Annotated in this window: 13 protein-coding genes, 1 rRNA gene and 1 pseudogene; 10 read left to right on the forward strand and 5 right to left on the reverse strand. The window is 73.2% G+C overall.

The features are described 5' to 3' along the window. Window positions 1-68 (reverse strand): 16S ribosomal RNA (locus ACFOX0_RS30590); the annotation flags it as partial. 771 nt (window positions 69-839) lie between these two features. Between ACFOX0_RS30590 and ACFOX0_RS30595 the strand changes: the two genes are divergently transcribed. The 3 genes from ACFOX0_RS30595 to ACFOX0_RS30605 all read left to right on the forward strand — a co-directional run bounded on the left by ACFOX0_RS30595 (window position 840) and on the right by ACFOX0_RS30605 (window position 4,998). Then, window positions 840-2,642 (forward strand): serine/threonine-protein kinase, encoded by a 1,803-nt coding sequence (locus tag ACFOX0_RS30595; protein WP_377552508.1) that lies wholly within the window; start codon window positions 840-842, stop codon window positions 2,640-2,642. Between the two features lie 119 nt (window positions 2,643-2,761). Further along, window positions 2,762-3,982 (forward strand): MFS transporter, encoded by a 1,221-nt coding sequence (locus ACFOX0_RS30600; protein ID WP_377552509.1) that lies wholly within the window; start codon window positions 2,762-2,764, stop codon window positions 3,980-3,982. A 299-nt stretch (window positions 3,983-4,281) separates the two neighbouring features. After that, window positions 4,282-4,998 (forward strand): DivIVA domain-containing protein, encoded by a 717-nt coding sequence (locus tag ACFOX0_RS30605; RefSeq protein WP_377552511.1) that lies wholly within the window; start codon window positions 4,282-4,284, stop codon window positions 4,996-4,998. Between the two features lie 75 nt (window positions 4,999-5,073). Here the strand turns inward: ACFOX0_RS30605 and ACFOX0_RS30610 are convergent, their stop codons facing one another. Next, window positions 5,074-5,496: an acyl-CoA thioesterase gene (locus tag ACFOX0_RS30610; protein ID WP_377552512.1), complete on the reverse strand. Its 423-nt coding sequence runs from the start codon at window positions 5,494-5,496 to the stop codon at window positions 5,074-5,076. A gap of 10 nt (window positions 5,497-5,506) precedes the next feature. After that, on the reverse strand, window positions 5,507-6,238 hold the full coding sequence (locus tag ACFOX0_RS30615) for a hypothetical protein (protein WP_377552514.1): 732 nt from the start codon (window positions 6,236-6,238) through the stop codon (window positions 5,507-5,509). Between the two features lie 64 nt (window positions 6,239-6,302). Here ACFOX0_RS30615 and ACFOX0_RS30620 point away from each other — a divergent pair, with 64 nt between their 5' ends. The 4 genes and pseudogenes from ACFOX0_RS30620 to ACFOX0_RS30635 form a co-directional block, all read left to right on the forward strand. Continuing rightward, on the forward strand, window positions 6,303-7,004 hold the full coding sequence (locus ACFOX0_RS30620; RefSeq protein ID WP_377552516.1) for an ArsR/SmtB family transcription factor: 702 nt from the start codon (window positions 6,303-6,305) through the stop codon (window positions 7,002-7,004). Between the two features lie 57 nt (window positions 7,005-7,061). Continuing rightward, window positions 7,062-7,442, forward strand: coding sequence for a YccF domain-containing protein (locus tag ACFOX0_RS30625; protein ID WP_377552517.1), 381 nt, complete (start codon window positions 7,062-7,064; stop codon window positions 7,440-7,442). Between the two features lie 225 nt (window positions 7,443-7,667). Further along, a complete protein-coding gene (locus tag ACFOX0_RS30630; RefSeq protein WP_377552519.1) occupies window positions 7,668-8,978 on the forward strand; it encodes an RNA ligase RtcB family protein in 1,311 nt (436 codons plus the stop codon). Between the two features lie 11 nt (window positions 8,979-8,989). Next, window positions 8,990-9,277, forward strand: a pseudogene (locus ACFOX0_RS30635) (peptide chain release factor-like protein); the annotation flags it as partial. On the opposite strand, the gene ACFOX0_RS30640 reads toward ACFOX0_RS30635, so the two are convergent. After that, on the reverse strand, window positions 9,274-9,432 hold the full coding sequence (locus ACFOX0_RS30640; protein ID WP_377552520.1) for a DNA-binding protein: 159 nt from the start codon (window positions 9,430-9,432) through the stop codon (window positions 9,274-9,276). The pseudogene ACFOX0_RS30635 and the gene ACFOX0_RS30640 sit on opposite strands and share 4 nt — an antisense overlap. Before the next feature lie 253 nt (window positions 9,433-9,685). Here ACFOX0_RS30640 and ACFOX0_RS30645 point away from each other — a divergent pair, with 253 nt between their 5' ends. Together ACFOX0_RS30645 and ACFOX0_RS30650 are read left to right on the forward strand one after the other, a co-directional pair. Then, window positions 9,686-10,993, forward strand: a complete 1,308-nt coding sequence (locus ACFOX0_RS30645; protein ID WP_377552522.1) for a D-alanyl-D-alanine carboxypeptidase family protein — start codon at window positions 9,686-9,688, stop codon at window positions 10,991-10,993. A gap of 104 nt (window positions 10,994-11,097) precedes the next feature. Continuing rightward, entirely contained in the window at window positions 11,098-11,415 is a 318-nt protein-coding gene (locus ACFOX0_RS30650; protein WP_377552524.1) for a hypothetical protein, read from the forward strand. A 15-nt stretch (window positions 11,416-11,430) separates the two neighbouring features. Here ACFOX0_RS30650 and ACFOX0_RS30655 read toward each other — a convergent pair whose 3' ends face one another. Next, window positions 11,431-11,688, reverse strand: coding sequence for a hypothetical protein (locus ACFOX0_RS30655; protein ID WP_377552525.1), 258 nt, complete (start codon window positions 11,686-11,688; stop codon window positions 11,431-11,433). A gap of 117 nt (window positions 11,689-11,805) precedes the next feature. On the opposite strand from ACFOX0_RS30655, the gene ACFOX0_RS30660 reads away from it, so the two are divergent. After that, entirely contained in the window at window positions 11,806-14,271 is a 2,466-nt protein-coding gene (locus ACFOX0_RS30660; RefSeq protein ID WP_377552527.1) for a PEP/pyruvate-binding domain-containing protein, read from the forward strand. Window positions 14,272-14,350 lie beyond the last annotated feature (79 nt).

Genomic DNA, 14,350 nt, shown 5'->3' on the forward strand with positions numbered 1-14,350 from the left:
CGCTCGACTTGCATGTGTTAAGCACGCCGCCAGCGTTCGTCCTGAGCCAGGATCAAACTCTCCAACAAAAAATTAGAGAAAATCCTGACAACAAAAATGTTGCCAAAGGAATCCCAGCCGAACCAGCCAAAAGACCAGCCCGACACGGGGTAAAAACAATTGGCACTGGCTTATCAAGCACCCTGTTGAGTTCTCAAAGAACAAACACACACCAGACAACCAACCCGAAAACCGGGCCACCATCCGGGGCTTTTGTTCGCGCCGCGCTCTCGCTTGGCACTCCTACTACGTTACCCGGTCGTTTTCGCCGTGTCAAACCGGTGTCTCCCGGTTTGTCGCGGTTTGACGGCCACCCACGCGCTCGCAGGCGGTCACCCGCCTGGTCTGCTCGGAGGATTTTCGACAGGCCGGCCGCTGCGGTTACCCACGGTCCGTCCGGTTCCCTGCCGGTCGTGAACCATACCCGGTTGGTTTCGCTGGACCAAATCCGCCGCGCCGCGGCCTCACCGATCCGGCACCACCCGGTCACCGATCCCACCCGACGTCAGTCGGGGCGTTCTCGGCGCCCTCGGGTCCGGCCTGGCGGTTCTCACCGTTTCGTCCGTTCCCTGCGGGCAGAGAGAAAGTTACGCGGCACGGAGATCAAACGTCAAATCCACCCAGTGCGTCGCGCGTCACATCTGTCCGGACACCGCGTTCCGGTCGAGTCCCGTTGACCGGACGCTCTGCGGTGAGAGCCATTGGGGTGAGCGGTCCCCTACGGTCGGTCCATTCGAACGATCCACGGAACTGGATATCGTGAACCGAAATCCGGCTTCTGGAGGGGCTTCGGTGCGGCTGTGCTGATCGGCGAGCGCTACCGGTTACTGCACCTGGTGGGCAGGGGCGGCATGGGTCAGGTCTGGCTGGCCAGAGACGAGCTGCTGGACCGGCACGTCGCGGTCAAGGAGATGACACCGCCGCACTGGCTCGGTGACGACGAACAGGACGCCCTCGTCGCCCGCACGATGCGCGAGGCCCGCACGGCGGCCCGGCTGAACCATCCGAACGTGGTCAGCGTCCACGACATCGTCCGGTCCGACGGCGCACCCTGGATCGTGATGCAGTACGTGCCGTCCCGCACCCTGCAGGACCTCCTCGAGTCGGGTCCGGTCAGCCCTCACCGGGCCGCCGAGATCGGGTTGGCCGTGCTGGCCGCGCTGCGCGCCGCCCACCGGGCCGGCGTGCTGCACCGCGACGTCAAGCCGGGCAACGTGCTGATCGCCGACGACGGACGGGTACTGCTCACCGACTTCGGGCTCGCCAGGTTCGACGACGATGAGGGGGCGCTGACCCGTCCCGGCGTGATCCTGGGTTCACCCGAGTACGTGGCGCCGGAGCGGGCCGCCGACGGGGTGTCCAGCGTGGCAACCGACCTCTGGTCGCTGGGAGCCACGCTGCACGCCGCGATCGAGGGCCGCTCGCCGTACGCCCGGTCGACCGCCATGGCCACGCTCACCGCGCTGGCGAACGCGGCACCGGATCCGGCACCGCACGCCGGCGCGCTCGGGCCGGTACTGGCCGGCCTGTTGCAGCGTGACCCGGGCCGGCGGCTCGGCGCCGACGAGGTCGAACGGCTGCTGCGGGCGGTGGTCGACCGGGACGTACCGGTGGACGGGCCGGCGGTGGGACGGGCCGCGCCGATCGCCGGCCAGCCGGCAGGGTCCGGACCGCACCGCGCCGACTCGGACCGCCGCGACCGGGACCCGGCCGAGCCGGACCGCGGTGGGGCGCCCGATCCGGACCGACCCGGCACAGCGGTACGGCGCACCGGAAACGGACGGCTGCGCGGCTGGATGCGCGGGGCGCTTGCCGGACCGTACCGGCGCTGGTGGCTCCCGGTCGCGGCGACCGCGGTCGCGGTGCTGGTCGGCGTCGGCGCGGCGGTGGCCGTGGCGCCGGTACGGACGACCACGACGGTCGTTCCGCTGACCGGGCGGTTCGGCGGTGCGGACGCGGACCCGGGCACCCAGGCGGTGGACCGGGACGGCCAGGGCTGGGATCGGCGCGGCGGGCCGGGACGCGGCAGGCCGGATCAGGACCGGCCACCGCCGCCGGGCGGACCTCCCGTGCCACCACCACCGTTCGAATGCGTCCGCCCCGCCGGACCCGGTGAGGCCGTGCGTCCCTCGCCACAGCCGCCCGGTGAGGACTTCGCGCCGCCGGCCGGCTGGACCTGGCACCGGGACGACAGCGGCTTCCGCGTCGCCGTGCCGGTGGGCTGGCTGTTCTACCGCGACGACGGGGTGTCCTGCTTCCAGAACCCGCGGTCGGAGGAGGCCCTCGCGATCGACCCGACCACCAGGGCCGGCGGTGACCTGGTGAGCCAGCTGCGCGCGGAGGAGGAGCGGGACCTCGCGGCCGGCGTCCTGCCGGCGTACCGGCGGATCCGGATCGAACCGACCGGCGACCGGCGGGACGCGGAATGGGAGTGCCTGTGGACCGCTCCCTACGGGGAGCGGCTGCACAGTCTCCGGTTGGTCACCGGCGTGTCCGGCTCGCGGGCGTACACGGTGGGCCTGGTCGCGGCGGACCGGGAGTGGGCCGGCGGCGCCTCCGCCCGGCTGGTGACCGCGCGGGCCAGCTTCCGCCCGGCCGCCTGACCGGTCGGCGCGGACCACCGGGTCGGTCGGCCGCAGTACGGTCGGTGTTCCGGCCCGCCTCGGGTCGGCTGCCACGCGCACGGCCCGGCACCGGGACCGGCCGCAACGGAGGGACCGCCGTGAGTCAGATCCGCACAACCACCCCGGCCGATGCGGGCGTACGCCGGTTCCGGGCCGCCCGCAACGGCGTGGCGGTGACGTTCGGGCTGAACGGGTTGGCCATGGGCACCTGGTTCGCCCGGATACCGGCGGCCCGGGACGCGCTCGGAATCAGCCCCGGCACGCTGGGACTGGTGCTGCTGGCGATCTCGGCCGGCGCGGTGCTGTCGATGGCGACGGCCGGCACGGTGGTGCACCGGTTCGGGCCGGCCCGGGTGGCGGTCGGTGCGACCCTGCTGGTGTCGCTCGGCCTCGCCCTGACCGGTCTGGGCGTTGGCGCCTGGGCCTCGGTGCCGATGGTGACCGTCGGGCTGTTCGCCCTCGGCTACGGCTCGGGCAGCTGCGACGTGGCGATGAACGTCGAGGGCGCCGCCGTCGAGCGCAAGCTCGACCGCACCGTCATGCCCCGGTTCCACGCGGCCTGGAGCCTCGGCACGGTCGCCGGCGGCGGGTTCGGGGCGGCCAGCGCCCACCTCGGCGTGCCGATCGCCGTACAACTGGGGGTGACCGCCGCCGTGGTGCTGGCCGGCACGGCGGCCGGCGCCCGGTTCTTCCTGCCCACCGGTACGGGCGACGGGCCGGCCGCCGGCGAGGCCGGTCGCGGCAGCGGGGTGCTCGCCGCCTGGCGCGAGCCACGGGTCCTGATGGTCGGGCTGTTCGTGCTGGTGATGGCGTTCACCGAGGGCACCGCCAACGACTGGGTCGGGGTCGCCTTCGTCGACGGGCACGGGTTCGACGAGGCGGCCGGCGCCGCCGTCTTCGGGCTCTTCGTGGCCGCGATGATGGCCGGCCGGATGGTGGGCACCATGGCGCTGGACCGCTGGAGTCGGGTACCGGTGCTGACCGCCACGGTCGGGCTGGCCATGGTCGGGGTGCTGGCGGCCGTCTTCGGCACCGGTCCGGTGGCCCTGGTCGGCGTGGCGCTCTGGGGGCTCGGCACCTCACTGGGCTTCCCGGTGGGGATGAGCGCCGCGGCCGACGACGAGGACCACGCGGCGGCCCGGGTCAGCGTGGTGGCGATGATCGGCTACACCGCGTTCCTCGGCGGACCGCCGCTGGTCGGCCTGCTCGGTGACCGGTTCGGCACGCTGCGCGCGCTGATTGTCGTCCCGCTGCTGCTGCTGGCCGCGTTGGTGCTGATCCCGGCCACCCGCAAACCCCGGCCGGCGGAAAAGGCCTGATCTGGAAAGGTCTGATCTGGACCGGAACGGCGTCGACGACCACCTCGTCGACGCCGTATTCCACCCGAACACGATCTGGTAACCCGACCGTCCAGCTTGGTAGCATGCTGCCGGTCGATGCCCCTGTTACCGCTGGCGGCACGGGCCGATCGAACGAATCCCTCAGGGTCCAGATCCCTTTCTGGGCCGACATCTCGTCGACACGAACCCACGCGTATCAACCGTACGTAAGGAATCCCCCTGTGTCCGACATCTGGAGTAAGGACCCCGGCAGAGTGATGCGAAACGGGACGGCCTCCGTGCATTCGGCGACCTCCGAACACCCCATGGTCACGGCGGCCACCCCCGGCCTGCCCACCCAGGCGCTGCAGGTGCTGACCATGGCGCAGCGCACCGCCGAGGAACACGTCAGCACCGCGCACCGGCAGGCCCAGAAGATCCGCGCCGACGCCGAGGCGGCTGCCGAGCAGATCGCCCGGGACGCCAACCTGCACGCCCAGAACGTCCGGCGTGAGGCCGACAAGGTGCTCGCCGAGGCCGAGGAGGCCGCCGACCAGGCGGCGCAGCAGGCCCAGCAGCGCGTCGAGGACGCCCAGCGCAACGCGGAGAAGATCGTCGCGGACGCCCGGGCACAGGCCGAGGCGATCGCCGCCCACGCCCAGGACAACGCCGAGGAGATGCGGCAGCAGGCGCAGCGGCGCTTCGACGACGTGGTGGGCAGCCTGGGCGCCCGGCGCGAGGCGCTGCAGGAACAGATCGAGGCGCTGGAGCGGTTCGACCGCGAGTACCGCGGCCGGCTGACCACGTTCATGCAGGGTCAGCTGCGCGCCCTCTGGGTGGACCGGCCGCAGGTGAACATCGAACTCGAACCGGTACTGCCCGCGCCCGCCGCCGACGAGCCGGTGGACGAGGTCGAGGCGGTGGAACAGGACCTGGAGGACGAGCACGAGTACGACCAGCAGCGGCACGACCAGGAGGAGCCCAACGGGCCGGTCCTGGCGACGCAGGAGAACTGACTCGTTCGCGGAGGGCGGTCGTCGGGACCCGACGGCCGCCCTCCGGCGTGTCCGGGTCCGACCGGGACGGCGGTCTCAGAGGTTGAGCGGGGCGTAATCGGTGGCCAGTTCCCGGAACCTCCCGCGCGGGTCGGCCACCAACCGCCGGGCCGACAGGTCGAGCAGGCCACCCACCCCGGTCAGCGTCGCCACGGGGGTGCCGTCGGCCCGGGTGTAGTCCTGGTCGATGTGGAACGTCTTGCCCTCGCCCCAGCGGAACCCGCAGCTCACCTCGACCTCGTCGCCGCCGCGCAGCTCGCGCAGGTAGCGCAGGGTCAGCTCCAGGGCGACCGGGCCCACGCCGGAGGAGAGCAGCCGGTCCTGGGAGATGCCGGCGGCGCGCAGGCACTCCCACCGGGCGTGTTCGGCGTACTGCAGGTAGACCGCCTGGTTCAGGTGTCCCTGAGTGTCCAGCTCGTAGCCGCGGACGGTGATGCGTACCCGGAACGGATCTGCCATGGTGGCGAGCCTAGTCAGCGGCGCCGGTCGGCCCGCGGGTCAGGGCGAGGGCGTGCGCGCGGCCCGGGCAGCGCCGGGGACCGGCACCGAACGCCAGGTCGCCGGCCAGGCGTACCCGGATCGTTTCGCCGGCCGCGACGGTGACGCCGCCGACGGTGGTCGCGGCGAGCGCCCGCCGGAGGGTGGCCGGCACCGGTGGGTCGTCGCGGAGCACCTCCTCGACCGGCCGGTGCCGGGCCCGGTCGACCAGGACCGCGGTAGCGTCGCAGGCCTGCACCAGGACGCCGATCCGGGCCGCCGTCGACTCGTCGTGACCTCCGCCGAGGAGCGCGACCAGCCGCTCGACCGCCGCGTCGGCCCGCGCGTCGTCCCCGGTGCCCGGCCGGTACGCCTGCGCGACCGCCCGGACCAACTCGACGACGCACTGGTCGCCGACGGACCGGCCGCCGACGGACGAGTCGACAGCCGGCCGATCCCCGACGGAGCGCTCGACGCCCATCGCCCGGGCGAGCGCCGCCACCGGATGTTCGCCCGCCGCGACCCGCAGGGACTCCGGCGCGATCCCGGCCAGGACCGCGACCGACAGGGCACGCCGCCGGGCGTACGCCTCCCCGGTGCTGAACCGGCCCACGGTGGCCCGCAGCCAGCCGATCCCGGCCGCGCCGGCCGGCACCGGCGGGACCACGAAGTTCGGGTCGTGCAGGACGGCGCGCGCCGCCTTCGGATCGTCGATCTGTCGCATGGCGGGGACGCTACGGCGGCGATCGTTCGGCGCCCGCCGAACCGTGGCCGGGAACAATGGAGGCGTGACCTCAGCCGCAGACCTGGCCGCGCTGGCCGCGCTGCTCGCCGACGAGACCCGCGCCGCGATCTGCCTCGCACTGCTCGACGGCCGGGCCTGGACGGCGGGCGAACTGGCGGCGTACGCGGGGGTGGCGCCCTCGACCGCGACCGGGCACCTGCACCGGCTCGTCGACGGCGGCCTGCTGGTGGAGCGCCGCCAGGGGCGGCACCGGTACGTCCAACTCGCCGACCCGTCGGTGGCGTACCTGCTGGAGGACCTGTCGGCCCGGCTCGACGTACGGTCGGTGCCGGCCCGGGGGCTGCGGGCGGCGACCGTTGACGCGGCGCTGCGCCGCGGCCGGACCTGTTACGACCACCTCGCGGGCCGGCTCGGGGTGGCCGTGACCGACGCGATGACCGACGCGGGCCTGCTCGACCAGGCCGGCGGTTTCGCCCTCACCTCCGCCGGGGCGGCCTGGCTGACCGGCGAGGTCGGGGTGGACCCGGCCGCCCTGCGGCCCGGCGGGCGACGCCCGCTCGCCCGGGGCTGCGTGGACTGGACCGAACGCCGCCAGCACCTCGCCGGGGTGGCCGGGGCGAAACTGTGCGCGGCCTTCCTCGACCGCGGCTGGGTGACCCGGATCGGCTCCGGGCGCGCGGTACGCGTCACCCCGACCGGCCGGACCGCCCTGCGCGACCTCGTCGGGCTCACCGATCTCGACTGATCCCGGCCGCGGCCTCCGTCGGCTCGGTGGGTGGCGGGCGGCGGTCATGCTGGAGACATGATCCGCTTTGTGTTGAACGTGCTGTGGCTGATCTTCGGTGGCGGGATCGTCCTCGCCATCGGGTACGGCATCGCCGCGCTGATCTGCTTCCTGCTGGTGGTCACCATCCCGTTCGGGGTCGCCTCGGGACGGTTGGCGCTCTACTCGCTGTGGCCGTTCGGCCGGACGGTCGTGCCCAAGGCCGGCGCGGGCGCGGCGTCCGGGCTGGCCAACGTGCTGTGGGTGGTGCTGGCCGGCTGGTGGCTCGCGCTGTCGCACATCACCGCCGGCATCGCGCTGTGCGTCACGATCATCGGCATCCCGTTCGGGATCGCCAACTTCAAGCTCGTACCGGCGGCGTTCTGGCCGCTCGGCCGCGAGGTCGTCGACGTGCCGTGACGTTCGGGGACCGAGCGCAGGTACAGCTCGATGGTGTCTACGAGATCGTTCATCACCCTGGGCGGTGGTGGAAATCCGGTTTGCGGCCACGGCTCGACGTTCTAGGGTTTGCGGCATGACGTACTGACGGACAGCACCTCGATGCCGGCTCGACCGGCCGACGCCGGACATTTTCCGGCGCCCCGACGACACCGCCGCCCGTCCGCATTCCCGTAGAGGAACGTCATGCCCTCAGCCCTGCCGTCCACGCTGTCCGTGGGCGACGCCACCATCACCGTCTTCGCCTCCGCCGGCAGCTGGATCGAGTCCGACGCCGTCGAGCAGTGCCGCCAGGTGGCCGCGCTCGACGGCGTCGACCACGTCGCCGCCATGCCCGACCTGCACCCGGGCAAGGGCGCGCCGATCGGTGCCGCCATCGCGTCCACCGTGCTCTACCCGCACCTGGTCGGCTCGGACATCGGCTGCGGGATCGCGGTCTTCCCGCTCGGGCTGCGCCGGGCCGTACCGGAGCGGTTGGCCCGCCGGTTCCCCGACCTGGACGTCGGTCCGGAGTCGGACGACCCCGCCTGGTCGACCGTCGACCGGGCGGCGCTCGACGGCCCGGTCGACGGGCTCGGCACGGTGGGCCGCGGCAACCACTTCGTGGAGCTGGCCCGGATCGAGTCGCCGCTCGACGCCGGGCACGCCGGCCGGCTCGGGCTGGCCGCCGGTGACCTGGTCCTGCTCGTCCACAGCGGCTCGCGGGGCCTCGGCGAACGCATCCTGCGCGCGCACACCGAGCGGCACGGCAACGGGCCGGCCGTCGACCCGCCGGCCTACCTGGCCGCGCACAACGCGGCGGTGCGCTGGGCCTCGCTGAACCGGCGGCTGATCGCCGCCCGGGTTGCGCACGCGCTGGGTGCCCGGATCACCGAACCGGTGGTCGACCAGTGCCACAACCAGGTGGTCCGGGTCGGGTCCGGGTCCGCGGCCGCCCCGGGTCCAGACCCAGGTCTCGACGGAGCGGGTGCGGGGCCCGGGCGAGCCACCGGTGCGGCCGGCCCGGGGTCCTCGGCGGCGGGCCGGCTCCCGCGCGGCTATCTGCACCGCAAGGGCGCCGCGCCGGGCGACGGCGCGGACGTGTTGATCGCCGGCACCCGGGGCACCCGGTCCTACCTGGTGGCCACCCACGCCGGCGCGGCGGCCAACTTCTCGGTGGCGCACGGCGCCGGGCGCAAGATGTCCCGGGCCGACGCGCTCCGCCGGGGCCAGGCCAAGCACACGGTGGCGGAACTGCGCCGTACGCCGCTGGGGTCGCTGGTCGTCTGCGGCGACCGGCAACTGCTGTTCGAGGAGGCGCCGACGGCGTACAAGCGGATCGATCAGGTGATCGCGGACCTGGTGGACCACGGGCTGGCGACGCCGGTCTGCGCGACCGTCCCGCTGGTCACCTACAAGACGCCCGACCACCGGAGCGAGGCGGGCGCCGGGGACCGTACCCGGGGAGACCGCGCCCGGGGGCGGAACCGGCGTCCCGGGTCCCGGGAGCGGTCGTGAGCGAGGTCCGCGGGCCCGGCGGCCAACACCGCAACAAGGCCAGTACGGCGGTCCGGGCGACCCACCGGCCGACCGGGCTGGTGGTCGTGGTCGACGAGGAACGGCAGTTCAGCGCCAACCGGCGGCTCGCCATCGAGCGCCTCCGGCAGCGGATCGAGCGGGGCAACACGGCCGCCGAGCACGCCGCCACCGAGGCCCGCTGGACCACCCACGACCAACTGGTACGGGGAGCCCCGACCCGAACCGAACGCCCGGAGACGCCGACACCGGACCGCTCAACGGAAACCCGGACGCGCTAACTCTGCTCGTCGCCGTCGGTGGGGCGGGGCGGCCGGTTGGTGGCGGCCCACGCGTCGACTTCGTCCGCGTCCCAGACTGTCGTCCCGATGAGGCGGGCGACCGGCTCGGGGAATCCCGGCCGTCGGGTGATCTGGAGAACCCGCTGCCGCGACACGTCGAAGAGTATGGCGAGTTCGCCAGGCCCATAAAGCCGCGGTCGCTTCACCCAACGAACGTAGCGTCCGCCGGCCAACCTCTTCGACTGACTTCCAACCCCCACGATCATTCGGTTTGTGCGCGTTCGGTGTTGCTGCGGTGACACTGGATGCGCACGAACCGGCGGACCAGCCTGGCCCCCGCAGCCCGCCTGCTAGTATTTTTCGATTTTGCTACGGGGGGAGCGCACGGTGTACGGATCGCCGGAGGAAATGCCGACAGTCCAGTTCAGCCGGATTCCCCCGGCCGCCCAACCGCCGCCACCAGTGGCGCCGCCGTCCCCGGCCGGTCGCAAGCGCCGCCCGCTGCCCTGGATCCTGACCGGCCTGCTGGCCCTCCTGCTGCTCGGCGGCCTGCTGTACGCCGTCGCGCCGCTGCGGAACCCGCCGCCCGCCCCGACTGCCGAGTTGACCCTGCCGGCGTCGATGACGATCCCCGGCAAGGCGCCGAAGCTGCCCTGGCCGCGTACCGGTCAGGCGATGATCTCGATCGACGGGCTCGGCACCATGGGCACCGCGGGGGACACGAAGCCGCAGCCGATCGCGAGCGTCACCAAGATGATGACCGCCTACGTCATTCTGACCGCGCATCCGCTCGGCGTCGGCGAGCACGGGCCGGAGTTGACGGTCAGCCAGGCGGCGGCCGACGCGTTCCACGGGGAGCAGGCCCGCGGTGAGTCGCTGGTCGCGGTGCAGGCCGGCGAGAAGATCACCGAGCGGCAGGCGTTGCAGGCGCTGCTGCTGCCGTCGGCGAACAACATCGCGCGGATCCTCGCCACCTGGGACGCGGGCAGCATCGAGGCGTTCGTCGAGAAGATGAACAACACCGCCAAAGAGCTCGGGATGACCGGTACGCGCTACACCGACCCGTCCGGTCTGGATCCGCAGACCGTGAGCACGGTCCGCGACCAGGTGATCCTGGCCGGCAAGGCGATGGCCCTGCCGGCGTTCGCGGAGATCTCCAAGCAGAAGCAGGCGACCATCCCGGTGGCCGGCACGGTGACGAACTACAACGAACTGCTCGGCAAGGACGGCGTGGTCGGCATCAAGACCGGCTCCACCGACGAGGCCGGCGGGTGCTTCGTCTTCGCCGCGGTGTACACCGTCGGCGGCCGGAAGGTGACCGTGGTGGGAGCCGTGTTCGGCGCGCCCGGCAACAACACTCCCGTGCAACTGGACAATGTCTTCGCCTCGACCCGGTCGCTGTTGCGGGCGACCAAGGCGTCGCTGGCCGTGCACACCCTGGTCAAGGCCGGCCAGCAGGTCGCGACCGTGCACGGTCCGCTGGACACCGGGACCACCCTGCATGCCGCGCAGGACGTACAGGTGGTCGGCTGGCCGGGCCTGGAGGTGAAGCTGGACGCCCAGCTCGGAGGCGTACCCGCGCGGCTCGCGGCCGGCGCCGAACACGGCCGGCTCACGGTCAACCTCGGCGACGACGCGCCGGTCGAGACGGCGCTGCGCGCCGGCGCGGCCCTGGAACCGCCGAGCACCTGGGACCGCATCCGCCACCACGGCTGACCGGCAACCGGGACGATCCCGTGACCTCGCACGCAGCATGGTTTAGCCACCGCCACCGCTGGTGATAGACGAGGCGGAAACCATCGTCAAGCAGGGGATGTGCCGTGTCTGAAGCCAGTGCTGTCCGGTCCGACCGGTACGGGGACCGCCCCGCCACCGTGACCGATCCGTTGTTGTGGTCGCTCGCCCTGGACGTCGCCGACGCGCACGCCCCCGGTGAGGACGGTTGCGTCCAGCCGCACTGCGCCGGTCAGGGCTGGCCCTGCCGCGCCTGGGAGCAGGCACAGCGGGCGTTGACACTCGCCGAAGGGCACGCGCCGGAGGCGCCGGGCCCGGTACGCTCGGCGCCCACCCCGCTCCCCTCGACGCCGCAGCCCTGGTCGGCCCGGATGGGCGGGCGCCCGGAGTCGTCGGCGGCCTGACGGACAACCGGTGGATCACCGGGGGTCGGCCCGGGTGGCCGGCCACAGCGCCACCAGCATCAGCAGGCCGGTGAGCGGCAGCAGGTCGAGGGTGACCGTGGACGCCAGCACGCCGAGCAGCAAGGCCACCGGGCTCCACCAGGGAAGCCGCCTCGCCAGGACCAGCAGCAGCGCGAGAACGAGCACGCCCACGAAGAACAACTGCGGGCCGACGGTGTAGAAGGCCGGCGTCACGCCGGGAAGGTCGGCGAACCGCTGGGACAGGGACTGCATCAGACCCCTACGGCTCCCGCCGCCCGAAGACGTCACTCAAAGTTACGTTGCACTCGTAATGCCAACGTCCTACCCTGGGATGCATTACGACCGTAATGCGAACGGGGGAGGCGGCGGATGCGACTGGTGATCGGGCTGGCGGAGGCGTACCCCGAATCGGTGGACCTGGTGGGTGGCAAGGCCGCCGGCCTGGGCGAGTTGATCCGGGCCGGCGAGCGGGTGCCGCCGGGGTTCTGCGTCACCACCGAGGCGCACCGGCTCGGGGCGATCCCCCGGGCGGAGGTGACCGACGCGTACCGGCGGATGGGCGGTGGACGCGTGGCGGTGCGGTCCAGCGCCACCGCCGAGGACCTGCCGGACACGAGCTTCGCGGGGCAGTACGACACCGTCCTCGACGTCGCGGGCACCGAGGAGCTGCTCACCGCGATCGGCAGGTGTTGGGACTCGCTGCACGGGGACCGCGCCGTGGCGTACCGGGAGGCCCACGGCATCGAACACGCGACGGTGCGGATGGCCGTGGTCGTCCAGCGGATGGTCGACGCCGGGACCGCCGGGGTGCTGTTCACCGCGAACCCGCTCACCGGCTGCCGGACGGAGATGGTGGTCGACGCCGTCGCCGGTCCCGGCACCGCCGTGGTCGACGGCACCGGTCCCGTGGACCACTACGTGTTGGACGGCACGGAGCCGGCCGGCACGGGTTGCCTGGACCGGACCCGGCTGGCGGAACTGCGCGCCACCGGGGAACGGCTGCGGCGGCACTTCGGCGCGCCGCAGGACGTGGAGTGGGCGACGGACCGGGACGGCACGACCTGGCTGTTGCAGTCCCGGCCGATCACCACGCTCTTCCCGCTCCCGCCCCGGCACGAGGGCCCGCTCCCCCGGGTGTACCTGGAGTTCGGGCACGTGCAGGGCATGCTGCGCCCGGTCACCCCGATGGGCATGTCCACGCTGCGGGCCATGATCGAGGCGATGCTCCGGCCGCTGGGTCTCACCGTCGAGATCGTCGACATCGGTGGGCGTCTCTACGGCGACCTGACCGACCTGGTCCGTGACAGGTCCGTCCGCAAGCGTCTGGTCCGCCTCATGGCGGTGGACTTCGGGCCGCGGGCGCAGGCCGTGATGCGGCACGTCCTGGCCGATCCGCGGTTCGCCCCGGCGCCGGGCCGGCGACGTCGACGGGTCGAGGCACCGGGAGCGGCCGTCCGTACCGCGGGTCGGGCGGTGGCCGGCATCACCCGGGCGCTGGTCCGCCCCGAGACGGCCCGCCGGCGGATGTCCGACGCCGTCGAACGGCTGAGGCTGGCGTCCGTCCCGCCCGACGACCCGCGGACCGCCGCCGACCGGCTGCGGTTCGTCCGGACCGAGACGCCGACGGACGCCTTCGACGAGATCACCTGGCCGATCGTGGCCGGCCTGATCGCGACGTCCCTGCCGGCCTGGTTGCTCAAGGGGGTCGCCGGCACCGACGAGATCCACGGCGTCCTGCGCGGCATGCCGCACAACGTCACCATCGAGATGGACCTGGCGCTGTGGCGACTCGCCGTCGACGCCGCCGGACACCGCCGGTTGCTGCTCGACACGCCGCCGGCCGAACTGTCCGACCGGTATCTGCGGGGCGACCTGCCGGACCTCGGGTTGGCCGGGTTCCTGGACGCCTACGGCCACCGCGGCGTGGCCGAGGCCGACCTCGGCGTGCCGCGCTGGGCCGAGGACCCGACCCCGGTCTTCGCCATGATCGCCAACTGCCTGCGGGTCACCGACCCCGAACAGGCTCCCGACCGGCGGTTCGCGCGCGCCGCCGCCGCGGCCGAGGTGGCCCTCGACGACCTGGTCCGCCGCGCTCGACGACGCCGACCGGTACGCGGTCGACTGGCCGGTTTGCTGCTGCGCCGGGCCCGGTCGCTGTCCGGCCTACGCGAGACGGGCAAGTTCGCGGGCCTGTACCGGCTGCGCGAGGTCCGCCGACAACTCCTGCTCATCGGCACCGATCTCGTCGGCGCGGGCCTGCTGACCGAGCCGGACGACGTCATGTTCCTCACCCTCGACGAGGTCGACGCCGCCGTCCATCATCAGGTCGACCATCGGGACACCGTGCTCCGCCGCCGCGCGGTCCACCGGGCCGAGTCGCGCCGCCGGGTGGTCCCGGTCGCGCTGCTCTCCGACGGTACGGACATCGAAAGCGTCCTGCCGGTGCCACCCGACGCCGACGGCGTCCTGCGCGGCGTGGCCGCCGCCACCGGCCGGGCGACCGGACCGGCCCGGGTCGTCCGGGATCCGGCCACCGCCCGGGTCGAACCCGGCGACGTGCTGGTCACCGCCACCACGGACCCGGGCTGGACCCCGCTGTTCCTCACCGCCGCCGCGCTGGTCACCGAGACCGGCGCGGTGATGGCCCACGGGCCCACGGTCGCCCGCGAGTACGGCATCCCCGCCGTCATCAGTGTGCCCGGTGCCACCACCCGGATCGTCACCGGACAACTCGTCACGGTGGACGGCGCGGCCGGGACCGTCGAACTCGCCGACCCGCTCCCGGCGGCGGACGGTCCGGCGGCGAGCCCGGCCCGACGTAAGGAGACGGTGTGACGGCAGGAGACGGTGTGACGGCAGGGGACGACGTGCCGGGCCCGCGCGGTCGACGGGTCGGGGACGATGTTGTGCGACC

The sequence above is a fragment of the Micromonospora zhanjiangensis genome, from assembly GCF_042650605.1.
GTDB lineage: Bacteria > Actinomycetota > Actinomycetes > Mycobacteriales > Micromonosporaceae > Micromonospora_J > Micromonospora_J zhanjiangensis.